Raw genomic sequence first — 25,386 nt, forward strand, 5'->3', positions numbered from 1 at the left:
CCCACCACCCGGCCGGGAACCGGGGCACGACGAGCTTGGACGCGAGCGGTGCTCCGCGGCGGGGCCGGTCCACGACTCCACCGCGCGGACGCCGCTCGCGTTCCGTCTTTCGCGCTCCCGAACCGGCCGTGGGCTTTCCCAACCACCCCAGTGCACGGCAGCCGTCCCATGTCGCCCGGCCACCGGGAGGACCGATTGTCCAGGTGGAGAGCACGACCATAGCGTCGCGTCAAAGAGCCGCCGATCCCCCGGGGAGCGACGATGACGCCACGCCAATCCCGCACGGCGAAGACGCCGAGCCAGGACGGACAGGGCTGGACACCACAGCTCGTCGTGTCGACGGTCGCCATGGTGATGGTGGTGGAACTGGTCGCGCTGAGCTACACGATGACGTCGACGGCGCTCCCCTCGGTCACCCGGCACTTCCGTACCGACCAAGGCGGTTGGCTCCTCACCTGCTACATGCTCACCGGCGCGGTCGTCAGCCCGCTCCTGGGCAAGCTGGCCGACCTGCACGGCAAACGGCGGATGCTGCTCGGCGGCCTGACCGTGGCCACGGCCGGCGCGGCCGTCTCCGCGGTCGCGCCGAGTTTCGGGGTGCTCCTGGTGGGCCGGTGCCTGGAGGGGTTCGCCATCTCCGGCATGTTCCTCACCTACTCGCTGATGCGCGACGTCTATCCGCCGCGCACGCTTCCCCTCGCCGCCAGTATCTCGGTGACCGGTATCGGCGCCTTCGGCGTGGGAGTGCCGTTCCTGGTCGGATGGCTGCTCGACACGTTCGGCTTCCGGGGCATGTACACCTTCAATGTGATCGTGATGGTCGTGCTGGCCGCGCTGATCCGGCTGAGCGCGCCCGAGACGCCCCTGCGGCACCCGGCGCGTGTCGACTACGGGGGTGCCGTGCTGCTCGGGGCCGGCGTCGCCCTGGTGCTGGGGGCGGTCAGTCAGGGACAGCGGTGGGGCTGGACCTCGGCTTCCGTCGTCGGCCTGTTCGTCGCAGGCTTCGCGGCACTCGCCGGCTTCGTGCTGAGGGCCCGCAGAACGGCGGAACCCATCCTCAACATCGCGCTGTTCACCCGGCGCCCGATCCTCCTGGCGGCCGTCACGGGTGCGACGGCCTACGGCGCGACGGTGGTGCCCGCCACCGTCCTCCCCATCCTCTCGCTCACCCCCGCCGCCGTCGGCGGCACGTACGGCCTGGGCATGACCGCGTTCGCCTTCGCCGCCATCGCCTCACCCCAGGCCTTCGCCCAGGTGATCGGTGGAGTGACCGTCAGCCGTGCCGTCCGGCGTCTCGCGGCGCGCTGGTGCATGGTCGCAGGTCTGTCGCTGATCGCGGCCGCCGGGTTCTTCCTCGTCTTCTGCCACGACAGCCTCTGGAAGGTGCTGGCGGGTGCGGTGTGCGACGGACTGGGGACGGGGCTCGCCTACGGCGCCGTGCCGAACATGGTCATCGCGGAGACGCCGCCGGAGGAACAGGCCTCCATCGCCGGCAGCGTCCAGGTGTGCCAGAGCGGCTTCGCCAGCATCGTTCCCGTCATCATGTTCGCCATCATGGCGGGCTCGTCGACCGTCTCCGCAGCGGGTGTCCGCTACGGCGAGCCGGGTATTCGCGGCGCGCTGCTGCTCATGGTCGGTCTGGCGCTCGGCGGCGCCCTGCTCGCGGCCACCGTGCCGGCGCCGAGGCGGCGTTCAACGACCTCGGCCACACTCGCCACGGCGCGCACGACGCCGGCGGAGAGGCCCGCGGACGCCTGAGTGAACGACGGAGTCATCGACGCGATGGTGCGCAAGGAACAGGACCCCCAGCTCCTCGCCGACCTGTACCGCGTCGACCACCTCGCCACCCGCATGCGGCGCAACGCGGAAAGCCTGACGGTGCTGTCCGGTTCCACGCAGCGCCGCCGCTGGAGAGAAGCGGTGCCGCTGGCGGACCTGTTGCGCAGCGCGGTGTCCGAGATCGAGGGCTACACCCGTGTGGTCGTCGAACCGATGCCCGCGATCGCGGTCAGCGGCCCCGCGGTCGGCGACACGATCCACCTGATGGCCGAACTGATCGAGAACGGAGTGACCTTCTCGCCACCGCACACCGAGGCGCGCGTCCGGGCCCTCGCAGACTCTGACCTCGACCCCACAGCGATCTCACCCGACGCGGAGACCGCCAAGATCCTCGTGGCGGGCGGCTTCGGCGTCGGCAAGACGACTCTCGTCGGCGTCATCAGCGAGATGGTGCCGCTGCGTACCGAAGAGCTGATCACCCAGGTCAGCGTGGGTGTGGACGATCTGGCCGGTGTGGAAAGGAAGACCACGACCACGGTCGCCATGGACTTCGGCCGGATCATCACCCTGAGCCGGTCACTCGTGGTCCATCTCTTCGGAGCTTCGGGACAGGACCGCTTCTGGTTCATGTGGGACGACCTGTCGCCGCCGTGCGCTCGGAGCGGTCGTGCTCGCCGACACGCGACGGCTGGAGAGCTGTTTCGCCTCCGTCGACTCCTTCGAGCACCGTGGCATTCCCTTCGCACTGGGCGTGAACTGTTTCGACGGCCGGTGCGACGAGGATCCGGAGGACATCCGTGCCGCACTCGATCTCTCTCCCGACGTACCGCTCGTGCTGTGTGACGCCCGGGACAAGGAGTCGGTGAAAGAGGTGCTGCTCGCGCTGCTCGAACACGTCATGCGTGGGCTGGCGGCGGAGATGACGGGCCGCCGGCCGGTGTGACGCCCGGAGGGTACCCCGTACTCGGTTCGCAGCAGCCCAGGGGAGCCGACACCGGAGCCCTGGTCAGCCCCGTACCGCAGCGATGGCGTGCACGGCGTCCGCGACGGCGCCGAAGGGGGCGACGGCCTGTGGTCCGAAGAACATGCGGTTGTGCAGGACGGCCACGGAGAGGCCCAGTTCGGGCTCGGTCCAGGCGATCGTGCCGCCCGCGCCGGTGTGGGACAGCACGCCCTCGGTCAGGGCCCCGCCAGGGCTGTCGTCGCTCACGCCGGGGGCGATGTGCCACAGGCCGCCGTGCCCGACCGGCATGCCGAAGCCGTAGGTGTGGTCGATGCCCACCGGCCGGGGTCTGCGGCAGCGCCGCAGCGTGTCACCCGTGAAGAGCTGTGCTCCGTCCTGCCTCCGGGCCGCGGCGTAGGCGTCGAAGAGGCGTACCGTGGCCCGGGCTGTGGCGATGCCACCCGCCGAGGGCAACCCCACCCGCTGGACCTGCGGCAGGTTGAACATGGCGGGACCGAACGGCAGGTGCGACGGTGACGCGTCTTCCAACAGCCCGTCGGGGCTCGTGGTGGGAGCGCTGTCGCCGACCAGGGTCGCGACGCGGTGGCGTTGGTCGTCGGGCAGTCCGAGGAAGAAGTCGTCCATGCCGAGCGGGAGCAGTCCTGGCGGACGATGTCCGGGAAGGGGCGCCGACGCGGGTCGACGCGCCGCACCGCTTCCGCCAGTACCCAGCCGAAGGCGAAGGGGCTGTACGCGTTTCGGGTGCCGGGCTCGGCGACCGGCGACTGCTCCGCGACCCTGGCGGCCATGGTGTCCCAGTCGCACAGCTCCTCGAGCGTGGTGCCGGCCCCGATGGTGGGCGCACCGGACCGGTGGCTCAGCACATGGTCGAAGGTGATGTCTCCCTTGCCGTGCGCCGCGTACTCGGGCCAGACGTCTGCCACCGGACGGTCCAGATCGATGAGGCCGCGCTGTGCGTAGACGTGGATCACGGATGCGGTGACCGCCTTGGTCACCGAGAAGACCGGGAACAGGGTGTCGCCGTCGACGGGCTGCCCCGTCCCGGTCTCACCGGCCCACGCGTCCACGATGAGTTCGCCGTCGAGGAGGGCCGCGATCTGGACACCCTTCTCACCCGCGTCGAGGGCCTGGTCCAGTGCCTTGCTGATCCTCGGGTCGGCGTTGCCCGCAACCTGCATTCCGCATCCCGCCTCTGTCCATGATGTGGGCCAAGGCCCCTGGGACTGCGCTCAGTTGTCGATGCAAGAGTATATATAGTTCACTGATATGGCGCTATCGTCGTCGCTCGTACAGGACGGGGCCGAGCCGACTGCCGTGGCCCCGGTCCGTCGCGCACGAGAGGGAGGGCCGACATGGCCGGACGGGTAGAGGGCAAGGTCGCGTTCATCACCGGTGCCGCGCGCGGTCAGGGCCGCAGTCACGCACTGCGATTGGCCGAGGAGGGCGCCGACATCATCGCGATCGACATCTGCGAGGACATCGACTCCGCGCACTACCCCCTTGCCACGGAGAAGGACCTGGCCGAGACAGCTCGTCTGGTCGAAGGGGTCGGCCGCCGGATCGTCACCCGCCGGGCCGACGTCCGCGACCGCTCGTCGCTCGTCTCCGCCGTCAGGGACGCGGTCGCCGAACTCGGCCGCCTCGACATCGTGGTGGCGAACGCGGGGATCGCCCCGGTGGGCCTGGACGTGCCCCCGCAGGGTTTCCTGGACGCGGTCTCCGTGAATCTCGTCGGCGTCGTCAACACGGTCGAAGCCGCCTATCCGTACCTGGGCTCCGGAGCGTCCGTGATCTGCATCGGCTCGTCGGCGGGGCTGATGGCGGGGAGCGTCGACAGCCCGGAGAGCGGTCCCGGCGGTGCCGGTTACTCGCATGCCAAACGAGGGGTGGCGCGCTTCGTGCACGACCTGGCGCTGCAACTGGCCCCGCGGCTGATCCGGGTCAACACCGTCCACCCCACCAACTGCGACACGGACATGCTCCAGAGCGGACCCATGTACCGGATCTTCCGCCCCGACCTGGACGACCCGGGCCGGGAGGACGTCGAGGAGTCGTTCCGCACCACGCAGCCCATGCCGATCCCGTACGTCGATCCGTCCGACATCAGCAATGCGGTGCTGTTCCTCGCTTCGGACGAGTCGAGGTATGTCACCGGCCTCCAGATGAAGGTCGACGCGGGCGCCATTCTGAGGCGCAGCACGTCCGGAGCGCCGGCCTGACCTGGCCGTCCTGCGACATGGGCGGCGGAGGCGGCGTGCACCGGAACGGCCCCACCGTCACTCCGACCCGGTGCGCACCATGTCCACCCCGACGGACCGGACGGGCGGGCCCGGGCCGTGTCAGCGCCGAACCCGCCCCTGGTGAAGGTGTCCTACTTGGACTGCCTCATGATCCAGTCCCGGATACCCGGAATGGTGTACGCGATGTGCCACGTACCCATGTGCGCGCTGGTGCCGGAGCCGGCGGAGACGGTCGTGCCGGTGAGGAAGGAGGCGTAGTTGACCGGTGCCTTCTGGGCCTTGAGGCTGCGGACGTCGGTGGCGAACTGGGCCGCGACGGACTGGCCGTCCCATACCGCGGTGGCGACCTGGGTGCCCGCTTCCCCGATGGCCTTGGTGATGGCGTTCTCACCGGCGTAGGCCTTGTCGTCGTCCTGGGAGACGACGATCCACAGCTTCTTCTCGGCCAGCGGTGCCACCTGTTCGGCGGGCCACTGGCCGGCGACGACGAACGCGGCAGCGAACAGGTCCGGGTACCTGATGTTCAGGCCCAGCGACATCATCGCGCCCATCGACTGGCCGGTCGTGTAGCGGCGGTTCTCGTCGATGGAGTACTGGTCGGTCACGGCCTGGACGAGGTTGGCCGTGGCGTCGAACAGCGTCGAGGGCGCGTAGTCGTCGTCGATGACGACGGAGCCGTACTCGGGGGCGAGTACGAAACTCTCGTGCTTCGCCTGGTCCTCGGCACTGGCCCAGCACACGGCCCCCAGGCCCTGGACCAGCGGGCCCTCGGTGGCCACGTTGACGACGCTCGCGTCATGCATGAACAGCACGAGTGGATACCGCTTGCGGGGGTCGTAGTCCTTCGGGATGAAGAGGTTGTACCGGAGGGTCTGCCCGGTGGCGGGGTCGTCGAAGGTGAACTGCCGGAAGTCGTCCACGACGAGGTTCACGACGGCACTGGTCGTCAGCGTCGTGCCGGTGGCCGCATAACGGGCGCCGTGCGTGGTCCTGACGGTGTCCTTCTGGATCACCGAGGCCTTCGCCGCCACGATCGTGCCGCCTGGCGTGCTGTCGCCGACCTTCGGTCCGCCGGCCCCCGGGGCACCGCCGGAGCCGCTCGAGGCGCTGGCGCTGGGGCTGGGGCTCGGAGAGCCCGTCGAGGTGCCGCCACCGCCCTGCTGTGTCACCCACAGCGCCGCCGAGTCGTCGTCGGGCGAGAGCTCGACGACGACGAACCGGCCGTCGCGGCCCCGCTCGGCCAAGGCGGCCGCCCTGTTCGCGTAGACCTTGGTGACCGTCCGGCCGGTGACGGCGAACGTAGATGTGGAGAGGGTGGACCCGTCGATGTCGCGGTCGTACTCGACAGCCACGGCGATGAGTTTCTGACCGTCTCCGAACACCTTCGTGATCGCGGTCGCGCCTCGGACGTGGCCGGCCGTGGAAGCCGTTTCGTTCGGGTCGGCCGCCGCACCGAGAGCCGTTCCGCCCACGACGGCCGCTGCACCGGCCGCTGCGGCTCCCGCTATGAACGTACGCCTTTCCACCAAAGCAGACTCCTTTGCCAGTGACGACTGATCGCCACAATTCATCGGCCCGTGCAGACCGCCCGGACAACGTCCGCAACGCTAAGAAGCCCTGCTTGGAAAGCGCTGTGCGAGTTCCAGCCACACAGCTGCGGCAGCTCTCATTTTTCACAGGTGATGCAGAGATCTCCTGGTCATGCCGTCACTTCGTGGTGCGCAATCTCATCTTTCGCGATCTGGTCCACGCGGCTCTGTGCTGTGTACACCTGCCGCACCAGCCCGCCCGCGCGGGACGACCTGATGGGCTCGAAGACACCCGACACTGCTAGGAACTGTGAATTCAGTCTGTGAGTTTGCACTGCATTCCATGTGTGCTTCCAGCGTTTTACCGAGCATGGCCAGAAGTCTCCCTGCGCAATCGAGCCGTCGATACTCGTCGTGAAAGCTGAGCTTGCGTCCTGCGAATTGCCGATTCCTGGAGGCGCTGTGATGCTTCCTCGGTGTTATGGCGCCGCTCCCGACGCACGTCGAGTCGACTGACCGAAAGCGCCGGCACCGGTTACGCATCTGGCCTTTTCCTGTGGAGGACTGCGATGGCTGAGCGAAACGAGAACGAGATGGACGAAGCCGGCTCCTCCGGGGACGTGAGCCGCCGTTCGTTCGTCGCGGCGACGACCCTCGCGGTGGCGGCCACGGCCGTCGTGGGCAGCGCGACGGCCGCCGCGGCCGCCACGAAGCAGGCGACCGGACTGAAGGTGGGCGCAGGCAAGGCCGCGTTCACGCCCAGTGCCTCGATCCTGCCCCTGGACAACTTCACCTCGGTGCACGACGACCTGTACGCGCGTGTCCTGCTGGTCGAGTCCGGCACCCGACGAGTCGCCCTGGCCGTGCTGGACCTCACCTCGATCAGTGCCGAGGCGATCGGACTGATGCGCGAGGCCATCACCGCGGCCACCGGCATCGCGGCGGCGAACATCATGGTCACCGTCACGCACTGCTTCTCCGCACCGCACGTCGCGGCCAGCAACTCGTCGGCGGGTGCCGCCACGTACGTGCAGAACATCGTCACCGCCACCAAGAGCGCGGTCGCCGACGCGGTCAGGAACCTCCAGGACGCCCAGGTCGGCTACGGCCAGGGCGAGGCCGACATCAACGTCAACCGCAACGTGCTCACCGCGGACGGCTACTGGCTGGGCGTCAACGAGCGGGGCAACTCCGACCACGGCGTGTACGTCGCCCGGTTCAACGATCTCGACGGCAACCCGATCGCCGTCCTGACCAACTACAACGTGCAGTCCTGTGTGATGCAGGACTCCGTCATGAGCGACGGCAGCCTGCCGATCACCGCCGACCTGGCCGGCGCCGCCACCGCGCACGTGGAGAGCGAGTTCCCCGGCGCCGTCGGCTTCTGGCTCGTCGGCGCCTGCGGTGACCAGTTCCCGGCCTACCGCTCGAAGCGGTACACGATCGACAGGAACAAGGCGTGGACCTACGGCGTCGACCTGCACGACGCCGGCTTCGCGCTGCTGACCGCGCAGGGCGAGCGCCTGGGAAACGAGATCGTGCGGGTGTCCCAGGCCATCACCAGGTACGAGAGCGGCAAGAACGTCACGGTGCGTCTGCTCACCGACGAAGTCACCACCACCGAGATGGCGACCGACCATCCCACGGGCCCGGTGAAGACCGCCACCTACACCCCCACCGACGCCGTCGAGGTGCCGATCTGGGTCTTCCAGGTGGGCAAGGGCCTGTTCGCCGGCGTGGAGCCGGAACTGTCCACCAGCACGGCGGACGCCATTCGCAAGGCGTCCCCGTTCGCCGGCACCTTCGTCATGTCGATGTTCGAGGGCGGCGCCAAGAACATGCCCGACCGCTGGAACTACGACAACTTCACCTACGAGGCACGTGACGGCTTCTACGTCGAGGGCACCGCCGAGAAGGTCGCCGCGCGGATCGAACGCCTCGCCAAGTCCCTGCACTGAGAGGCGGAGTCGACCGGTGTCCCCGGCCTGAGCGCCCGCGCCGATGGCGATCGTCACCAGGAGCGGGCCGGGCCGGGGCCATCACCTCCGGGTTGCCGTGAGGTCGGAAGAGGAGCCCGTTTACGCAGGACACGAGCCCGATGGGGCGCTCCCGGGCCGGTGCCGGACCCGGGGGCGTCATGTTGCGAATATGTTCCGCACTCTTGACGGACATCTTCTGACTGCGTAGACATGGCTGCGCAGTCAGGTCGCCGGGGCAACCGGCGCGGAACGCGGCCATCGGGAGACATCATGACGCCATCAGCAGGACGGGCCGGCGTTTCCGGCGCGCCCCGGAGCGTGGATGTGGCCCGGCTGGCAGGCGTGTCGCAGAAGACGGTGTCGCGGGTCTTCAACGACGAGGCGTACGTCTCGGCAGAGGTACGCAAGCGCGTTCTCGACGCGGCCGACGAACTCGGCTACCGGCTGAACCACGCGGCCCGGGCGCTGGCCTCCGGCCGGACTCGCTCCATCGGCGTGGTGACCCTCGGGACGGCACTGTACGGACCGGCGTCACTTCTCATGGGCATCGAGCGGGCCGCCCGGGACACCGGTTACGCGCTTCGCGTGGTCAACACGCTGGAAGGCGATCCGGGGGGCGTCGGCGGAGCCATCGACTCGCTCCTCAAACAGGGCGTGGACGGCATCGTCATCTCCGAGCCGATCGACGAGGAGGGGGACGGGGGAGCGGTCCCCACCGACGTGCGCGTACCGGTACTGGTTCTGGGCGCGCCCGTGGCCACGACGGGCCCCGGTACCGTGGCCGCCGGCGTCGGCGCCGACCTGCTGGCAAGGGCGGCCACCGAGCATCTCCTGGACCTCGGACACGAGACCGTCCACCACCTCGCGGGTCCGCAGCGCTGGTATGCCGCCCGCGACCGCCTGCGGGGGTGGCGTGAGGCACTGGCGGCACGGGGCCGCGACGAGCCGGCGGTCGTCGAGGGCGACTGGTCCGCGGCATCGGGCTACGCGGCGGGCCGGGTACTCGCCGCGGACCCCGGCGTGACCGCTGTGTTCGCCGCCAACGACGACATGGCCATCGGCCTCATGCGCGCACTGACGGAGGCCGGCCGCACCGTGCCGGACGACGTCAGCGTCGTCGGATTCGACGACATCCCGGTGGCCGCGTTCGTGACCCCTCCGCTGACCACCGTGCGTCAGCCGTTCGACGCCGTGGCCCAGGAAGGGCTGAGACTTCTCGTCCACGCCATCGAGAAGCCCGGAGCCGACCTGCCCCCGGCCAACGATCCGCCCGTCGAACTCGTCCTTCGTGCGTCGACCGCGCCGCCGAGCGGAGGTCTATCCGACCGTTCCTGATCAACTTCAGCCCCAGTCGGCCCTGACCACGGGTTCCGGGCCGGACCTGTAACGCACACGCAGCCGCCGTACCGGCCGCTGTCCGGTTCGCCCCTCCCTGCCATGCCGGCTCGGCCGCCCGCAGGGACTCGGGCGCCGCACGATCTCCTTCTCGCCGAGCGGGCCGCTGCACCGGCGCCCGCTCCGACCGCCCTCCCCTCGTGGTCCGCCATCCGTACCGCGAGCCGGGAGCAGCTGCTGACGACGTGCCCTTCCACGCACCGACCTCGAAGTCCCGGTCGTCACCTCCTCGCGTTCCCTTGCCCGGCATGCCGCCGCAGGCATGCCCTCACCTTCGCCCTACCGGCGGGAGTTCACCATGCCCAGATCCTTCGTCACGTCCTCCTCCCCGAGCCGTCGCGGATTCCTCGCCGCCGTGGGGGCGGCCACCTTCAGCGTCGCGCTGTCCGCCTGCAGTGGTGGCAACGGCAGCGGGAACAGCGGCGGCAGCTCCGCCAAGCCGCTGTCCCAGGCCGACATCGACAAGGCGATGAAGACGCCCACCGAACTCACCTTCTGGACCTGGGTCCCGAACATCGACAAGGAGGTCGCCCTCTTCGAGAAGAAGTACCCGGCCATCAAGGTCAAGGTCGTCAACGCCGGTCAGGGCGTGGCCCATTACACCAAGCTGCGTACGGCGATCAAGGCCGGCAAGGGCGCCCCGGACCTGGCGCAGGTGGAGTACCAGGCGATCCCCACCTTCACCATCACGGACAGCCTGCTGGACCTGAGCCCCTACGGTGCGGCCGGCCTGAAGAGCGAGTTCGTGGACTGGACCTGGGCGCAGGTCAGCGGTTCCGGCGGCGAGATCTGGGCGATCCCGCAGGACACCGGCCCGCTCGGCATGCTGTACCGGCAGGACATCTTCCACAAGCACGGCATCAAGCCGCCGACGACCTGGGACGAGTTCGCCGCCGCCGCGCGCAAGCTGCACAAGGCCGACCCGGACGTCTACCTGACGAACCTCGCGGCGAACGAGGCCGCAGCCTGGCACGGCCTGCTGTGGCAGGCGGGCGCCCACCCCTACGCCCTGTCCGGCAAGAGCGACATCACCATCGACGTGAACGACGCGATCTCCCAGAAGCTCGGCACCTACTGGGGCGGCCTCGCGAAGGAAGGCGTCATCAGCACCGACCCGGACTTCACCGACGGCTGGTACGCCGGGCTCAACAAGGGCAGGTACGCCACCTGGATCACCGCCGCGTGGGGCCCGGCGTTCCTCTCCGGTTCCGCCAAGGCCACGGCGGGCAAGTGGCGGGCCGCTCCGCTGCCGCAGTGGGACGCGTCGAGTCCCGTGTCCGGGAACTGGGGCGGATCGACCAGCGCGGTCATCCGCTCGACCAAGAACCCCGTCGCCGCCGCGCAGTTCGCCCAGTTCCTCAACAGCGACCCCGCGAGCGCGAAGATGTTCGCCACCGAGCAGTCGTTCTTCCCGGCGACCAAGGCCCTGTTGGCCGACTCGTCCTTCGCCGGCGCCACGCCGTCCTTCTACGGCGGCCAGAAGGTGAACCAGGTCTTCGCCGGCATCAGCGAGACGGTCAGCGACGACTTCCAGTGGCCACCGTTCCTCGACCAGGCCGCCACCGACTGGACCGAGACCGTCGGAAAGTCCCTCGCCGACAAGACCGACAGCGGTGCCGCCCTCGACGCCTGGCAGCAGCGGCTCACCACCTACGCCAAGGGCCAGGGCTTCACCGTCAAGTCCGCCTGACCGCCGGCGGGTCCCGGCCCCGGCGCTCGCCGCCCGAGCCCCGGGACCCGCGACCGGCCCTCCCCACATCCAGAAAGGCCCGTTGATGACCGCCATGACCGCGGCCTCCACCGAGGACCCGCGCCGAGCAGGGCCGCAGCGCCGTCGGCTCGGTGGCCTGCGCCAGGGTGCGGCAGGCCCGTTGTTCATCGCACCGTTCATGGTGCTGTTCGTGCTGCTGTTCCTGACCCCGCTCGGCTACGCCGCCTATCTCAGCCTGTTCCAGGAACGGCTCATCGGCGGAACGACGTTCGTCGGGCTGGACAACTACCTGACCGCCCTGAAGGACCCGCTCCTGAGGGAGGGCCTCCTGCGGGTCGTGGCGTTCTTCGCGATCCAGGTCCCCGTGATGCTGCTGCTGGCGCTGCTCTTCGCGCTCGCGCTCGACAGCGGCCTGCTACGGCTCGCCAAGGTCATCCGGCTCGGCATCTTCGTCCCGTACGCGGTACCGAGCGTGGTCGCGACCCTCATGTGGGGCTACCTCTACGGACCCGACTTCGGCCCCTTGGCGCAACTGGGCCGCAAACTCGACGTGCCGGTCCCGCACTTCCTCAGCGACACCTGGATGCTGGGCAGCCTGGCGAACGTGGTGACCTGGGAGTTCGTCGGCTACAACATGATCATCCTCTATGCCGCGCTGCGGACCATCCCGGGTGAGCTGTACGAGGCGGCCGCCGTGGACGGCGCCGGCGCCTGGCGCATCGCCTGGTCGGTCAAGCTGCCCGCGCTCCGGCCGGCGCTCCTGCTGACCCTGCTGTTCTCGGTGATCGGCAGCTTCCAGCTGTTCAACGAACCGAAACTGCTGCAGACCATCGCCCCCGACGTGATCGACAGCTCGTACACCGCGAACCTCTACGCCTACACCCTCGCCTTCACCGGACAGCAGGTGAACTACGCGGCCGCGGTCTCCTTCCTCCTGGGCCTGGTCATCGTGGTCTTCTCCTACGCCGTGCTGATCACCGCGAACCGCAGGAGGACGTCGTGACGGTCGTCTCCCAGTCCTCGACCCGTGCCGCCGCGACCTCGGCCACGGCAACCTCCCGGGCCACCGCGTCCCTCCGTGCATCCAAGGTCCCGCGCGGCCGCCGCTCCCCGGTCCGACGCCGCAGCACCCCGCTGACGATCGTCATGCTGGCCGTACTCGCCTACTTCCTCCTGCCGCTGTTCTGGCTGGCCGTCGCCTCGACCAAGAGCACCCAGGACCTGTTCAACAGCTTCGGCCTGTGGTTCTCGCACAGCCCGCGACTGCTGGCGAACATCAGGCAGACCCTGACCTACGACGACGGTGTCTTCCTGCACTGGCTGCTCAACACGGTTCTGTACTCGGTAGGCAGCGCGCTCGGCGCCGCACTGCTGGCCACCGCGGCCGGGTACGGCTTCGCCAAGTACCGCTTCCGGGGCAACAGTTCCGCTTTCAACCTGGTCCTCGGCGCCATCATGATCCCGACCACGGCACTGGCGATCCCGACCTACCTGCTCTTCGCGAAGGTGGGACTGGTCAACACCCCCTGGGCGATCGTCCTGCCGTCGCTCGTCAGCCCGTTCGGCCTCTACCTGATGCGCATCTACGCCCAGGACGCCGTACCCGACAGCCTTCTGGAAGCCGCCCGGATCGACGGCGCCGGCGAGCTGCGGATCTTCGTCCGGATCGCCCTGCGGCTGCTGGCACCGGGTCTGGTGACGGTCGTCCTCTTCACGCTCGTGGCGACCTGGAACAACTACTTCCTGCCGCTGATCATGCTCAACGACCCGAAGCTGTACCCCGTGACGGTCGGGCTCTCCTCCTGGGCGGCCCAGGCCCAGAACGGCGGGGCCGGCGCCAGCAGCGACATGCTCGCGCTCGTCGTGACCGGCTCGCTGATCTCGGTCATCCCTCTCGTCGCGGCTTTCCTCATGCTCCAGCGGTACTGGCAGAGCGGCCTGGCCGCCGGCGGTGTCAAGCAATAGGCGCCGGCCACCACACCCTGCTCCCTCTCCCTTCCCCCTCTTGGAGGTCCCTTCATGGCGGTCCTGCCCGCCCGTGTCCTGTTCGGCGCTGCCTACTACCACGAGTACACACCGGCCTACGGCGGCACGCGGCCCGACGAACAGCTCAAGACCGACCTCGACCTGATGGCCGACGCGCACTTCACCGTCATCCGCGTCGGAGAGTCGGTCTGGTCGACCTGGGAGCCGGAGAACGGACGTTTCGACCTCGACTGGCTGCAACCCGTGCTCGACGGCGCCCATGAGCGCGGCATCTCCGTGATCCTCGGCACGCCGACCTACGCCGTGCCGCCGTGGCTGGCCAGGCAGTACCCGGAGATCACCGGTGAGCGGCACACGGGCGAGCGGATCGGCTGGGGCGCCCGCCAGGAGGTGGACATCACCCACCCGGCGTTCCGGTTCCACGCCGAGCGGGTGATCCGGAAGATCGCCGAACGGTACTACGACCACCCCGCGGTCATCGGATGGCAGGTGGACAACGAACCGGGGCTGCATCTGCTGCACAACCGGGGCGTGTTCGAGCGGTTCGTCGACCACCTGCGCCAGAAGTACCGGGACGTCGAGACCCTCAACCGTGAGTGGGGCCTCGTCTACTGGTCGCACCGCCTGTCCACCTGGGCCGACCTGTGGACCCCGGACGGCAACGAGCAGCCCCAGTACGACGTCGCCTGGCGAGAGTTCCAGGCCCGCCAGGTCACCGAGTTCATCGGCTGGCAGGCCGACATCGTGCGCGAGTACACCCGGCCGGAGCAGTTCGTCACGACCTGCATCTCCTACACGCGTAATGGCGTGGAGGACGACGAGCTGTCGGACCGCCTCGACATCGCGTCCGGCAACCCGTACTACGACATGCAGGACGGCCTGCTGCTCCCCGACCCCACACCCGACGAGCACCGGCAGATCTGGAAGACCACCGGAGTCTGGTCGATGTACCAGACCGCGGACTGGATGTTCTCCTCACGCCAGGAGCCGTTCCTGGTCACCGAGACCAACGCGAACTCCATCGGGTTCCCCTGGGACAACCGCCCCGGATTCGACGGCCAGTGGCGCCAGGCCGCCTGGGCCCATGTGGCACGCGGCGCCCGGATGATCGAGTACTGGCAGTGGCAGACCCTGCGCTTCGGCGCCGAGACCTACTGGGGCGGCGTCCTCCCGCACAGCGGCCGCCCGGGCCGGACGTACGCCGAACTCGCCCGACTGGGCGCGGAGTTCGAGAAGGCAGGACCGCTCGTCGCGGGGCTGGAGCCGGACGCCGACATCACGATGGTCTACTCGACGCCGAGCAAGTGGCTGATGCAGAAGTACCCACCCCTGGCGACCGCCGACGGCGCCCCGGACCCGGCCTCCTACCACCGCATCTTCGACCCGTTCTACCGAGGCGCCTTCGACGCCGGCCGCCAGGTCCGCATCGTCCACGCCCGGCAGCTCCACGACCCGGACGGCGCCCGGGAGGGCATCGCACCCGCCGAAGCGGCCCGGCGCCACCCGGTCCTGGTGGTGCCCGCCCTGTACCTCGCCCACGACACCACCGTGGACTGGCTCGCCGCCTACGCCCACGCCGGCGGCCACCTCGTCCTCGGCCCGCGGACGGCCTACGCCGACCACGAGGCACGGGCCCGGCTGGAGCCGGCCCCCGGCGGTCTCGCCGACGCGGCGGGCGTGACGTACGACGAGTTCAGCAACCTGCCCGCCGGGATCACGGTCACCGCCACCCCCGGCGGCCCGCTCGACCTCCCCGCGGACGCGACGGCCACCCACTGGGCGGACGGCCTGACCGTGCACGACGCCGAGGTACTCGCCCGGTACGACCACCCCCACTTCGGCAAGTGGCCGGCGATCACCACCCGCCGTCACGGCGCGGGGCGCGTCACCTGCGTCGGCACCGCCCCGGGGCGCGGTCTCGCCCGGGCCCTCGCCGACTGGCTGGCGCCCGCCGCGCGCAGCGGATGGCAGGACCTTCCGGCGTCCGTCACCGCCACCACGGGCACGGCCCCGGACGGCCGCAGGGTGCACGTGATCCACAACTGGAGCTGGGAGCCCGCGCGGGTCGTGGCTCCCGTCGAGCTGACCGATGTTATCGACGGCACTCCCGTCCCCGCGGGCACGGCGCTCGAACTGGGTGCCTGGGACGTGAAGGTGCTCGTCGCCGCCGATTCCGACGGAGCGAGGGTCTAGGACGAAGGCCCGTCGGTGTCACCCCGAGGACCACCCACCTCAAAGGAGAGGCTGTGCAGAGAAAGAGACTGAGAAGACTGCTGGGAGCCGCCGTCGTGGCCGCGGCACTGCTGGCGATCCCGGCGTCCGGCGGCGCCCAGGCGTACGCCCCCACGGGCGGGACCATCTACCAGCTCGGCAGCGAGGCATGCCTCAAGGGCCGGGGGAACTGCGCGGTCTACCCGAAGTCGGCGGAGCTGCCGAACGGTCGGCTGGTCGCGTCGTTCGAGAAGTCGACGGTCCCGGCCTCGGGCAGCGCCGACGGGCAGACGCTTCCCGTCTACAAGAGCGACGACGACGGTACGACGTGGCAGTCGCTGTCCGAGGTGAAGGCACCGGCCTATCTGTCCAGTGACGCCAAGTACGCGAAGTACACCAGTAACTGGACCAACCCGTACCTGTACGTCCTGCCCCAGGACGTGGGCGACCTGAAGCAGGGCACCCTGCTGCTGGCGAGCGTCGTGTCGGGCGACGACTACTACTACAAGGAGCACAAGGCGGCCGACCCGACCTGGACGCCCACCAACGACGGTGACCGCAAGGACCTGGCGATCGCGCTCTACTCCAGCGTGGACAACGGGGCTACCTGGAAGGTCGAGAACGTCGTCGCCACCGGCGGCTGGCAGGGCGGCAGCGCGGGCGCGATCGGCCAGAACGTCTCCTCGGCGAACACCAGTCACGAGGTGGACCCGGTCTGGGAGCCGTACCTGATGGTCTACAAGGGCAAGCTCGTCTGCTACTACTCCGACGAGAACGACTACACCGGCTTCGACCCGACCACCGGTGTGCCCACCCTCGACCCCGCCAACGACACCGCCACGGACTCGCAGGGCCAGATCCTCGTGCACAAGACGTGGGACGGCCAGGCGGCGCAGTGGAGCGACCCGGTCGTCGACATCGCCGGGCTGACCCAGGACATGGGAGGCGGCAAGTCGGAGATCGGCGGCGGCCGGCCCGGCATGACGAACGTGGCCCGCACCACCGACGGCAAGTGGATGATCACTTACGAGTACTGGGGCGGCGGCGCCAACACCCGGTACCAGATCGCCGGCAACCCCCTGGAGTTCTTCAAGGGGTCCGCCACCGGAACCGGCGTCAACTCCCTTCCCGTAGACACCGGTTCCCGCACCCTGGCGACCGGCGGCAGCCCGGTTCTCGTCCGGCTGCCCGGCGGCCGCCTGGTCTACAACGCGGCGGGCAGCGGAGGCGTCTGGGTCAACCAGACCGGACGCGGCGACGGCACCTGGAAGGAGTACCAGACCACTTCGAAGGCCGGCTACAGCCGCAACCTCCAGTACGTCGACGACACGGGCCGTCTGGTGATCCTCAACAACCAGGGGACCTCGACGATCGCGTACGCCGAGACGGACCTCGGTAACTCGGCCGGCGCCTACTACCAGCTGTTCAACCGCAAGACCGACCAGGTCATCGGCACCGGGAACAAGACCAACGACGCCAACCTCGGCAACGGCGACGTGCCGGACGTCCGCCTGGAGGACCCGGGTTCGGCGGCCAACCCCGACACCCAGTTCTGGCACGTGGTGACCGAGCCGGGCGGCGGAACCACGCTGCTCAACAAGTCGGGTGGCCGCGCGGCGGCGATCTGGACCGGCAACGCGACGGCCGGGCAGAAGATCGGCCAGTGGGTCGACAACAGCTCCACCGGCAGCTGGAACCTCGTCAGGACCGGCGACGGCCTCTACAAGCTGCAGTCGGTCAAGAACACGAGCCTGTACTTGACCGGGGCAACGGCAGGAGGGCAGCTCACCCTGCAGACGGCGACCACGGACGGCTCCCAGGACTGGGAACTGGTCCGGTAGACGCCGGCCGGTGACGCGAACGGACAGTCGAAACGAACCCCGCTGCCGGGTACTTCCGGTGAGCGGGGTTCCGACGTGTGAAGCCGGTTCTGACGCGGTGTGAAGCGCTGCGGTCAAGCGTGCCCTGGCTCCGGCACCCGTCACGCAGCCGGTTCACAGGCGCACGATGACCAGAGCGGTGTCGTCGGTGGCGTCACCGGGTGGGAGCAGGTCGGTGAGCACGGCGTCGGCGAGAGCTTCGGGATCGTCTGCCCGGTGGCGGGTCAGGGAGTCGGCGAGCCGGGCGAGGCCCGTGTCGATGTCTTCGCCGCGGCGTTCGATCAGACCGTCGGTGTAGAGCACGAGGACAGCGCCCTCGCGGAAGGGCGCGACAGCCTGGGTCCGGGGGCCGTGTTGAGGGCGGGCGGCCAGTGGCGGGTCGGTCGCCTGGTCCAGGAAATCGACGGTCCCGTCCCGCTGCAGGAGCGCCGGCGGGGGGTGACCGGCGCTGCTGTAGGTGATGGTGTCGTTCTCCCAGTCGATGAATGCCGTGGCCACGGTGGTGTTCTCGGCGCCGTCGAGGGTGCGGGCGTACAGCCCGAGGACTTCCAGGGCGCGGGCGGGGCCTTCCGGGACGAGCGAGGCGGCGGTGAGGGCGCTGCGCAGTTGTCCCATGACGCCGGCCGCCGACAGGCCATGGCCGACGACGTCGCCGACGGCGACCGCGATGCGATCGCCGGGCAGGTCGACCAGGTCGTACCAGTCGCCGGCCACATTGAGCGCTTCGGCGGCCGGCCGGTAGCGCACGGCCGTTGGGTGCCGGCCGTGCGGGCGAGGGGCGGGCAGCATGGCTTCTTGCAAGGTCAGCGCGACTTCACGGGCGCGGATGAGTTCGGTGACGTCCTCCAGCCGCTGCAGCAGCAACGTCACCCGCCCATCAGCTCCGAACACGGGAATGTTGGTCACGTTGACATACCGCTCGTGCCATACCCCGGGCTGAACGGGGTCCTTCATGTCGTACCGCTGCAGCGCGACGATGCTGCGCTCACCGGTGTCCGCCGCCCGGCGCAGTGACGCCAGGACTCTGAGCAGGAGAGGCTCGGCGGAGTCGTTCTCGGGGCGGTCCTCGGGTATGAAAGTACCGACCACCCGCTCGCGAGGCAGGCCCCGGAGGCGCAGGAACTCCGCGTTGGCGTCCGCGACGACCAACTGCGGAGTCACCAGCGCCGCCGCCCCGGGAAGAGCCTGGAACACTGCCGCGTAGTCGACCGCCGGGTCTGCCATGATCCCCTGCTTACCGCGCCGCTCTCTGTCCTCTCACGATACGAGCAGTCGGTCATGGCTCGCATCATGAGGTCGCAGTGCGCCCGGGACATGGGGCTCAGGACGCGGGGGTCCCGACGGCCGAGGCCTCCGTGAGGAGGCGGATGTCCTCGGCGGTGAGGGTGAGGTCCTGTACGGCGAGGAGGGCCGGGAGCTGCTCCAGGTTGCGGGCGCTGGCGATCGGGGCTACGACGGTGGGACGGGTGAGGAGCCACGCGAGGGCGACGGTGGCGGGCTCGGCGCCGTGCGCCTCTGCGACGGTGTCCAGTGCGCCGAGCACCGCGGCGCCCCGCTCCGTCGAGGCGTGCCCGGCCGCCAGATCGGCGCGTGCGCTGTCGACCGCGACGCCGGGGCGGTACTTGCCGGTCAGGAAGCCGGCGGCGAGCGCGTAGTAGGGCAGGGCGGAGACGCCGGCGTTCTCGGCGGTGTCCTGGAGCGCGCCCTCGTAGGTGTCGCGGGAGACCAGGTTGTACTCCGGCTGGATCGCCACGTACCGGGCGAGGTTCTCGCGCTCGGCGAAGTCGAGGGACGCCTGAAGCCGTTCCGCGGAGAGGTTCGAGGCGGCGACGGCGCGTACCTTGCCCGCCTTCACCAGGTCGTCCAGGGCGGTGACGATCTCCTCCACGGGCACGGACGGGTCGTCGTAGTGCGAGTAGTAGAGGTCGATGTGGTCGACACCGAGGCGGCGCAGCGACTGCTCGGCCGCGGCCTTGATGGTGGGCGCGGACAGGCCCTGGTAGTCCGGGTGCATGCCGACCTTGGTGGACACGAGCACCTTGTCGCGGTTGCCGCGGGCGGCCAGCCACTTGCCGAGGACGGTCTCGGACTCACCGCCCTTGTTGCCTTCGATCCAGGCCGAATAGACGTCGGCGGAGTCGAGGTAGTTGCCGCCGGCCGCGGTGTACGCGTCGAGCACGGCGAAGGACTGCTTCTCGTCGGCCGTCCAGCCGAAGACGTTGCCACCGAGGGCGAGGGGGAAGACGGCGAGGTCGGACGTACCGAGTGTGCGGAGCGTGGCCACGGCGGGCATGTCCCTTCATTTTGTGGGGGTGCGGCGCTGGTGCGGCAGGCGTGAGCAGAGCCGGAGCGCGACGGGGCGGCCATATGCTGGACGTGCCCGGCGGTTCCTGCCCTGTGCGCAGAACGGCCGCTTCGACCAGTGCGTTGGCGCCTGGTTCGGAGTCCACTGTGCAGGAACACGGCAAACGTTACAAAAGGCATGTCAATGTTCCTGAGGAACATCGAATTGGCGTCACCAGTGAGCAACGGCGAAGGCCGGGCGGCTCGCGACGGGGCGCTTCAATCGCGCCTCCCACCGTCAGAAGAGTCATTCTCTCCTGCGGTATTGGCATTCTCTTTTTGCGCAAGTACTGTATTCAGAGATGAATGACTTCGCCCAGACCTCGTCCGGCATCCCGCTGAAGCCGGTCTACGGACCGGCGGACCGGGCAGCCGAGCCGCCCGAACCGGGCACGTTCCCGTTCACGCGCGGCAACTACGCCTCCGGGTACCGGGGGCGGCTGTGGACGCTCAGGCAGTACTCGGGGTTCGGCACCGCCGAGGAGTCGAACCGCCGCTACCGCTACCTGCTGGAACAGGGCGGAACGGGCCTCTCGGTGGCGCTCGACCTGCCGACCCAGTGCGGTTACGACTCCGACGACGCGGAGGTCAGCGACGAGGTCGGCCGGGTCGGGGTCGCCGTGGACACGCTGGCCGACGCCGAGGTGCTCTTCGAGGGCATCCCGCTGGACCGCATCAGCACCAGCTTCACCATCAACGGCACGGCGGCGATCCTGCTCGCCCTGTACGTGGCCGCCGCCGAGCGGAGTGGAGTGCCCCGGGCGAAGCTCACCGGCACCATCCAGAACGACATTCTCAAGGAGTACGCCTCCCGGGGCACCTGGATCTGGCCGCCCGAGCCGTCCCTGCGGCTGATCGCCGACACGATCGAGTTCTGCGCCGACGAAGTGCCGAGGTTCAACGCCATCTCGGTGGCCGGCGCGCACTTCCGGGACGCGGGTGCCAACGCCGTGCAGGAGATGGCGTTCACGCTCGCCGACGGCGTGACGTACTGCGACACCGTGCTGGAACGCGGCCGTATGACGATCGACCGGTTCGCGCCGCAGGTCTCCTTCTTCTTCTACACGCACGGCGATTTCTTCGAAGAGGTCGCCAAGTACCGTGCCGGACGCAGACGTTGGGCCACCATCGTGCGGGAGCGCTACGGCGCCGGGTCGGACAAGGCGGCCATGTTCCGCTTCGGATGCGTGGCCGGTGGCGCCTCGCTGTACGCCCCGCAGGCCCGCAACAACACCGTCCGGGTCGCCTACGAGGCCCTGGCGTCGGTGCTCGGCGGTGTCCAGTCGATGTTCACCGCCGCCTGGGACGAACCGTTCGCCCTGCCCAGCGAGGAGTCGGCGACCCTCGCGCTGCGCACCCAGCAGATCCTCGCCCACGAGACCGGCGTCGCCCGCGTCGCCGACCCGCTGGGCGGCTCGTACTTCGTGGAGGCCCTCACGGACGCCACCGAGGAACGGATCGTGGAGATCATGGCCGACCTGGAGGCGCACGGCGGCATGGTCCGCGCGATCGAGGACGGCTATCTGCAGGGGCTCATCGCCGACGAGGCCTACCGGGTCCACCAGCAGGTCGAGGCCGGCACCCGCCCGGTCATCGGCGTCAACCGGTACGCCGACGCCGGCGAGCCCGCCCCCGACATCGCCACCTACGCACTCGACGCGCGGGGCCGCGAGACCCAGCTGAAGCGGCTCGCCCGTGTCAAGGCCGAGCGGGACGCGGCCGAGGTCCGTACCCGCCTGGCCGCGCTCTCCCGGACCGCCGAGGGCACCGGCAACCTGATGGGCCCGCTGATCGACTGCGCGGGCGCCTACTGCACGGTCGGCGAGATGGTGACCGCGCTGAAGAACGTGTGGGGCGAGTTCCGGCAGCCGGTGGTGTTCTGATGGGGACCCGCGTTCTCATCGCCAAACCCGGCCTGGACGGCCACGACCGGGGTGCCAAGATTGTGGCGCGGGCGCTGCGCGACGCCGGCTTCGAGGTCGTTGTCACCGGCATCCGGCAGCGCGTCGAGGACATCGTGGCCACCGCCGTCCAGGAGGACGTGGCGATGGTCGGCCTGAGCATGCTGTCCGGCGCGCATCTCGCGCTGACGGCGAAGACGGTCGAGGCACTGCGGGCCGCCGACGCCGGAGACATCGCGGTCGTCGTCGGCGGCACGATCCCTCCGGCGGACGTCCCGCGCCTGAAGGCCGCGGGCGCGGCGGGGGTGTTCCCCACCGGCACCCCGCTGGACGTCGTGGTCGCCGAGGTACGCGCGCTCACGGCGTCCCCCTGACCCTGCGCGAGAGCGGAGCCCGGAGCCCGCACGGACGTCCGTGCGAGCGGAGCCCCCGACGACCCCTCCGCACCAGCGGAGCCCGAACCCGAACACCTGGAGGGAACGTGCGGATCGGTGTCATGATCGGGCCCGAGCGGGGTGACTCGGCCCGCAAGGTCTCGAGGATGCTCGCGGACGTGGAGTGGGCCGAGGCGGCGGGCCTGGACACCGCCTGGATCCCGCAGATCCCCACGGACTTCGACGCGCTGACCGCCGTCGCGCTGATGGGCACGCGCACCTCGCGGATCGAACTGGGCACCGCCGTCGTCCCGCTCCAGGCTCAGCACCCCGTCGCCCTCGCCCGCCAGGCCCTGTCCACCCAGGCGGCCACCGGCGGGCGGCTCGCCCTCGGCGTGGGCCCCTCGCACCACTGGATCGTCCAGGACATGCTCGGCCTGCCCTACGAGCGTCCGGCCGGCCTCACTCGCGACTACCTCGACATCCTGGACGCGGCCCGCGGCGGCCCCGGCCCCATCGACGTCGAGAACGCCACGTACACCGTGCACAATCCGCTCGACCTGGCCCCCGTCGCACCCCTGCCGGTCCTGCTCGCCGCCCTCGGCCCGGTCATGCTGGCCCTCGCGGGCGAGCGGGCCGACGGGACGCTGCTGTGGATGGCCGACGAGCGTGCCGTCGCCGAACACGTCGTGCCCCGCATCACCAAGGCCGCCGAGGCCGCCGGACGTCCGGCGCCCCGGGTCGTCGCCGGCATCCCGGTCTGCCTGTGCCGGTCCGCCGAGGTCGACGCGGCCCGGGAACGCGCGAACCGCATTCTCGGCGAGGCGGAGATCTCGCCCAACTACCAGCGGGTGCTGGAATACGGCGACGCCGAGGACATCGGCGACCTGTGCGCGGCGGGTGACGAGGCGGCCATCGCGGCCCGGTTCAAGCGGTTCGCGGACGCCGGGGTCACCGACCTGTCCGTACGCCTGCTGCCCATCGGCGACGGCCGCGAGGAACTGGTCGCCTCCAAGCGCCGTACCCGGGAGACGATCGCCGGCCTCGCGGCGGAGTTCCGATGAGCACCGCGCCCCTGGCCGGGCTGCGGATCCTCGAGGTCGGTCATATCCTCGCGGGCCCCTTCGCCACCATGCTGCTCGCCGACCTCGGCGCCGAGGTCACCAAGATCGAACCGCCCGGCGGCGACCTCTCCCGACAGGTGGGCGATACCTACTTCGCCAGCATCAACCGCAACAAGCGCAGCATCTGCCTCGACCTCACGACCCGGCAAGGACAGGGCAGGATGCACGAGTTGGTCGCCGTAGCGGACGCGCTGCTGGTCAACCTCAAGCCCTCGGCCGTACGACGCCTGGGGCTGACGTACGACAGCCTGCGCCGCGTCAACGAGCGCATCGTCTGCGTGGCCGTCACCGGGTACGGGCTGGACGCGGGGGACGATCCCGCCTTCGACTACGTCATCCAGGCCGCGACCGGCGTCGCCGCGCTCACCGGCGACCCCGACGGACCGCCGACCCTGCCCGGGTACTCGTCCGTCGACAACTCGGCGGCGCTGACCGCCGCGTTGGGACTGCTCGCGGGGATCGTGTCCGGGCGCGGCGGCCAGGTCGAGGTCGCCCTGCGGGACGTGATGCTCGCCCAGCTCAACTACCGGGCCGCCGCCTACCTCAACGACGGGGTCGAACCGCGCCGCATGCCCCACGGCGCGCACTCCTACTACGTACCGGCCCAGCTCTTCCCCACCAGGGACGGGCACTTGGCGCTGTTCGTCACCCACGACGGCTTCTGGCGGACCTTCGCCGCCGAGGCCGGGATCGACGGCTTCCCGACGATGGCCGAGCGGGCCGACCGCCGGGAGGAGGTCCTCGCCGTCGTCACGCACGCCCTGGCCGCGGACTCGGCCCAGGGCTGGGAGGCCCGGCTGCGCCCGCTCGGGGTCCCGGCCGCGGCCGTCCGCACCCTGCCCGAGGCCCTGGACGCCACCCCGGAGATGATCGTGCGAGCCGGAGACTACCGGCTGGTCGGCAACCCGGTCCGGGTCGCCGGACATCAGCCGGAGTTCCGGCCGCCGCCCCGGCTCGGCGAGCACGGCTCACTCGTAGTGGACGGTGACTGACCCCTCGTCCGGCACGCCCTGGCAGGTGAGGACGTAGCCCTCGGTGACCTCCTCCTCGGTGAGGACGTCGTTCACCCGCATGGTGGCGCTGCCCTCGGTCACCCTGGCCATGCAGGTGGCGCAGTTGCCGGCCTCGCAGGAGAACGGCGGGGTCAGACCGGCCCGGCGGGCGCTCTGCAGAAGGGTCTCGTTCGGGTGCTTGGGCACCGAGACGCGCTGGGTGCCGAGCAGGATCGTGACGGTACCGGAGTCCTCGGCGCGTGCCGTGCCGTCGGCCACGGGCGCCGCGGCGGCACCGTCGAACCGTTCGCTGAAGACCCGCCCCGGCCCGGGCAGCGCCGACTCCACGAGCTCCATGAAGGGCTCCGGCCCGCACACATACGCGTCCGCGGCACCGTCCGCCCCGACGAACTCCCTGATGCCGGCCGGGTCGAGGAACCCACGCTCGGCATCGAGATGGCGTACGACCGTCAGCCGCCCGGGGTACCGGTCCGCCAGCCGCTCCAGCGCCGAGCGGAAGATCGCCGCGTCCCGGTCCCGGTCGGCACAGAGCAGCCGCACGCTCCGGCCGGTGCCGGCCAGGGTGCTCTTGGCCAGGGAGAGGATCGGGGTGACACCGCTGCCGCCGCTGAAGCCGAGCAGCGGGGTGTCGGCCGGGCGCAGGCAGAACCGGCCGCGGGGCAGGGTCAGTTCGAGCTCGTCGCCCTCGCCGACGTGGTCGACGAGCCAGTTGGAGACCCTGCCCCCGGGGACGCGCTTGACCGTCGTCGTCAGACGGGCGTCGAACTCCGGGGCGCTCGACATCGAGTACGAGCGCAGCAGGTCCCGGCCGCCGACGCACACCCGGAAGACGCAGAACTGTCCGGCCTGATAGGAGAACGGGCCGTCGTGCGGGTCCAGCACGAAGGTCCGGGCGTCGGCGGTCTCGTGGACGATCTTGACGACGGTCGCGCGCCGGAACAGGGCCGGGCTCGCCAT

Annotated in this window: 18 protein-coding genes and 2 pseudogenes; 14 read left to right on the plus strand and 6 right to left on the minus strand. The window is 70.1% G+C overall.

Going from position 1 to position 25,386, the window contains the following annotated elements; translation table 11 throughout:
• The first annotated feature begins 261 nt into the window (after positions 1-261).
• On the plus strand, positions 262-1,758 hold the full coding sequence (locus tag ACFWXC_RS08235; protein WP_384474957.1) for an MFS transporter: 1,497 nt from the start codon (positions 262-264) through the stop codon (positions 1,756-1,758).
• A 285-nt stretch (positions 1,759-2,043) separates the two neighbouring features.
• Positions 2,044-2,722, plus strand: a pseudogene (locus ACFWXC_RS08240) (ATP/GTP-binding protein).
• A gap of 63 nt (positions 2,723-2,785) precedes the next feature.
• Here the strand turns inward: ACFWXC_RS08240 and ACFWXC_RS08245 are convergent.
• Entirely contained in the window at positions 2,786-3,367 is a 582-nt protein-coding gene (locus ACFWXC_RS08245; RefSeq protein ID WP_384474960.1) for a serine hydrolase domain-containing protein, read from the minus strand.
• A pseudogene (locus tag ACFWXC_RS08250) lies at positions 3,364-3,921 on the minus strand (serine hydrolase domain-containing protein); the annotation flags it as partial. The pseudogene ACFWXC_RS08250 and the gene ACFWXC_RS08245, both read right to left, overlap by 4 nt.
• 174 nt (positions 3,922-4,095) lie before the next feature.
• Between ACFWXC_RS08250 and ACFWXC_RS08255 the strand changes: the two are divergent.
• Positions 4,096-4,962: a mycofactocin-coupled SDR family oxidoreductase gene (locus tag ACFWXC_RS08255; protein ID WP_384474963.1), complete on the plus strand. Its 867-nt coding sequence runs from the start codon at positions 4,096-4,098 to the stop codon at positions 4,960-4,962.
• 152 nt (positions 4,963-5,114) lie between these two features.
• On the opposite strand, the gene ACFWXC_RS08260 is transcribed toward ACFWXC_RS08255, so the two are convergent.
• The gene (locus ACFWXC_RS08260) at positions 5,115-6,509 is read right to left on the minus strand and encodes an alpha/beta hydrolase-fold protein (protein WP_384474965.1); all 1,395 of its coding nucleotides are present in this window, start codon (positions 6,507-6,509) and stop codon (positions 5,115-5,117) included.
• A gap of 572 nt (positions 6,510-7,081) precedes the next feature.
• Here ACFWXC_RS08260 and ACFWXC_RS08265 point away from each other — a divergent pair.
• The 7 genes from ACFWXC_RS08265 (at position 7,082) to ACFWXC_RS08295 (ending at position 17,635) form a co-directional block, all read left to right on the plus strand.
• Entirely contained in the window at positions 7,082-8,470 is a 1,389-nt protein-coding gene (locus ACFWXC_RS08265) for a hypothetical protein (protein ID WP_384474968.1), read from the plus strand.
• A gap of 291 nt (positions 8,471-8,761) precedes the next feature.
• Positions 8,762-9,826: a LacI family DNA-binding transcriptional regulator gene (locus tag ACFWXC_RS08270; protein WP_384474971.1), complete on the plus strand. Its 1,065-nt coding sequence runs from the start codon at positions 8,762-8,764 to the stop codon at positions 9,824-9,826.
• Between the two features lie 358 nt (positions 9,827-10,184).
• The gene (locus ACFWXC_RS08275; RefSeq protein WP_384474974.1) at positions 10,185-11,576 is read left to right on the plus strand and encodes an extracellular solute-binding protein; all 1,392 of its coding nucleotides are present in this window, start codon (positions 10,185-10,187) and stop codon (positions 11,574-11,576) included.
• Positions 11,577-11,661: 85 nt separating this feature from the next.
• Positions 11,662-12,600, plus strand: a complete 939-nt coding sequence (locus ACFWXC_RS08280; protein WP_384474977.1) for a carbohydrate ABC transporter permease — start codon at positions 11,662-11,664, stop codon at positions 12,598-12,600.
• Entirely contained in the window at positions 12,597-13,562 is a 966-nt protein-coding gene (locus tag ACFWXC_RS08285; protein ID WP_384474980.1) for a carbohydrate ABC transporter permease, read from the plus strand. The genes ACFWXC_RS08280 and ACFWXC_RS08285 overlap by 4 nt, the downstream gene beginning before the upstream one ends.
• 54 nt (positions 13,563-13,616) lie before the next feature.
• Positions 13,617-15,776, plus strand: a complete 2,160-nt coding sequence (locus ACFWXC_RS08290) for a beta-galactosidase (RefSeq protein ID WP_384474983.1) — start codon at positions 13,617-13,619, stop codon at positions 15,774-15,776.
• Positions 15,777-15,829: 53 nt separating this feature from the next.
• Positions 15,830-17,635, plus strand: a complete 1,806-nt coding sequence (locus tag ACFWXC_RS08295; protein WP_384474986.1) for an RICIN domain-containing protein — start codon at positions 15,830-15,832, stop codon at positions 17,633-17,635.
• Positions 17,636-17,788: 153 nt separating this feature from the next.
• Here the strand turns inward: ACFWXC_RS08295 and ACFWXC_RS08300 are convergent, their stop codons facing one another.
• Positions 17,789-18,898, minus strand: a complete 1,110-nt coding sequence (locus tag ACFWXC_RS08300; protein WP_384474989.1) for a PP2C family protein-serine/threonine phosphatase — start codon at positions 18,896-18,898, stop codon at positions 17,789-17,791.
• 97 nt (positions 18,899-18,995) lie between these two features.
• Positions 18,996-19,958 carry an aldo/keto reductase gene (locus ACFWXC_RS08305; protein ID WP_384475515.1) on the minus strand — a complete coding sequence of 321 codons (963 nt, stop codon included), beginning with the start codon at positions 19,956-19,958 and terminating at the stop codon, positions 18,996-18,998.
• 361 nt (positions 19,959-20,319) lie between these two features.
• Between ACFWXC_RS08305 and ACFWXC_RS08310 the strand changes: the two genes are divergently transcribed.
• The 4 genes from ACFWXC_RS08310 (at position 20,320) to ACFWXC_RS08325 (ending at position 24,408) form a co-directional block, all read left to right on the plus strand.
• A complete protein-coding gene (locus ACFWXC_RS08310; protein ID WP_384474991.1) occupies positions 20,320-21,900 on the plus strand; it encodes a methylmalonyl-CoA mutase family protein in 1,581 nt (526 codons plus the stop codon).
• Positions 21,900-22,292, plus strand: coding sequence for a cobalamin B12-binding domain-containing protein (locus ACFWXC_RS08315; protein ID WP_384474994.1), 393 nt, complete (start codon positions 21,900-21,902; stop codon positions 22,290-22,292). Before ACFWXC_RS08310 ends, ACFWXC_RS08315 begins: the two co-directional genes overlap by 1 nt.
• A 107-nt stretch (positions 22,293-22,399) precedes the next feature.
• Positions 22,400-23,356 carry a TIGR03564 family F420-dependent LLM class oxidoreductase gene (locus tag ACFWXC_RS08320; RefSeq protein WP_384474997.1) on the plus strand — a complete coding sequence of 319 codons (957 nt, stop codon included), beginning with the start codon at positions 22,400-22,402 and terminating at the stop codon, positions 23,354-23,356.
• The gene (locus tag ACFWXC_RS08325; protein WP_384475000.1) at positions 23,353-24,408 is read left to right on the plus strand and encodes a CaiB/BaiF CoA transferase family protein; all 1,056 of its coding nucleotides are present in this window, start codon (positions 23,353-23,355) and stop codon (positions 24,406-24,408) included. Before ACFWXC_RS08320 ends, ACFWXC_RS08325 begins: the two co-directional genes overlap by 4 nt.
• On the opposite strand, the gene ACFWXC_RS08330 is transcribed toward ACFWXC_RS08325, so the two are convergent.
• Positions 24,385-25,386: a 2Fe-2S iron-sulfur cluster-binding protein gene (locus ACFWXC_RS08330; protein ID WP_384475002.1), complete on the minus strand. Its 1,002-nt coding sequence runs from the start codon at positions 25,384-25,386 to the stop codon at positions 24,385-24,387. The two genes, ACFWXC_RS08325 and ACFWXC_RS08330, sit on opposite strands and share 24 nt — an antisense overlap.

Origin of the sequence: Streptomyces sp. NPDC058683, from assembly GCF_042716195.1 — a bacterium.
Taxonomy (GTDB): Bacteria; Actinomycetota; Actinomycetes; order Streptomycetales; family Streptomycetaceae; genus Streptomyces.

Coding starts and splice junctions, on each gene's coding strand:
- ACFWXC_RS08270 (WP_384474971.1), top strand. CDS start 8,762: ATGACGCCATCAGCAGGACGGGCCGGCGTTTCCGGCGCGCCCCGGAGC.
- ACFWXC_RS08235 (WP_384474957.1), top strand. CDS start 262: ATGACGCCACGCCAATCCCGCACGGCGAAGACGCCGAGCCAGGACGGA.
- ACFWXC_RS08290 (WP_384474983.1), top strand. CDS start 13,617: ATGGCGGTCCTGCCCGCCCGTGTCCTGTTCGGCGCTGCCTACTACCAC.
- ACFWXC_RS08280 (WP_384474977.1), top strand. CDS start 11,662: ATGACCGCCATGACCGCGGCCTCCACCGAGGACCCGCGCCGAGCAGGG.
- ACFWXC_RS08300 (WP_384474989.1), bottom strand. CDS start 18,898: ATGGCAGACCCGGCGGTCGACTACGCGGCAGTGTTCCAGGCTCTTCCC.
- ACFWXC_RS08330 (WP_384475002.1), bottom strand. CDS start 25,386: ATGGCGAGCCCGGCCCTGTTCCGGCGCGCGACCGTCGTCAAGATCGTC.
- ACFWXC_RS08245 (WP_384474960.1), bottom strand. CDS start 3,367: ATGGACGACTTCTTCCTCGGACTGCCCGACGACCAACGCCACCGCGTC.
- ACFWXC_RS08275 (WP_384474974.1), top strand. CDS start 10,185: ATGCCCAGATCCTTCGTCACGTCCTCCTCCCCGAGCCGTCGCGGATTC.
- ACFWXC_RS08310 (WP_384474991.1), top strand. CDS start 20,320: ATGAATGACTTCGCCCAGACCTCGTCCGGCATCCCGCTGAAGCCGGTC.
- ACFWXC_RS08325 (WP_384475000.1), top strand. CDS start 23,353: ATGAGCACCGCGCCCCTGGCCGGGCTGCGGATCCTCGAGGTCGGTCAT.
- ACFWXC_RS08255 (WP_384474963.1), top strand. CDS start 4,096: ATGGCCGGACGGGTAGAGGGCAAGGTCGCGTTCATCACCGGTGCCGCG.
- ACFWXC_RS08265 (WP_384474968.1), top strand. CDS start 7,082: ATGGCTGAGCGAAACGAGAACGAGATGGACGAAGCCGGCTCCTCCGGG.
- ACFWXC_RS08315 (WP_384474994.1), top strand. CDS start 21,900: ATGGGGACCCGCGTTCTCATCGCCAAACCCGGCCTGGACGGCCACGAC.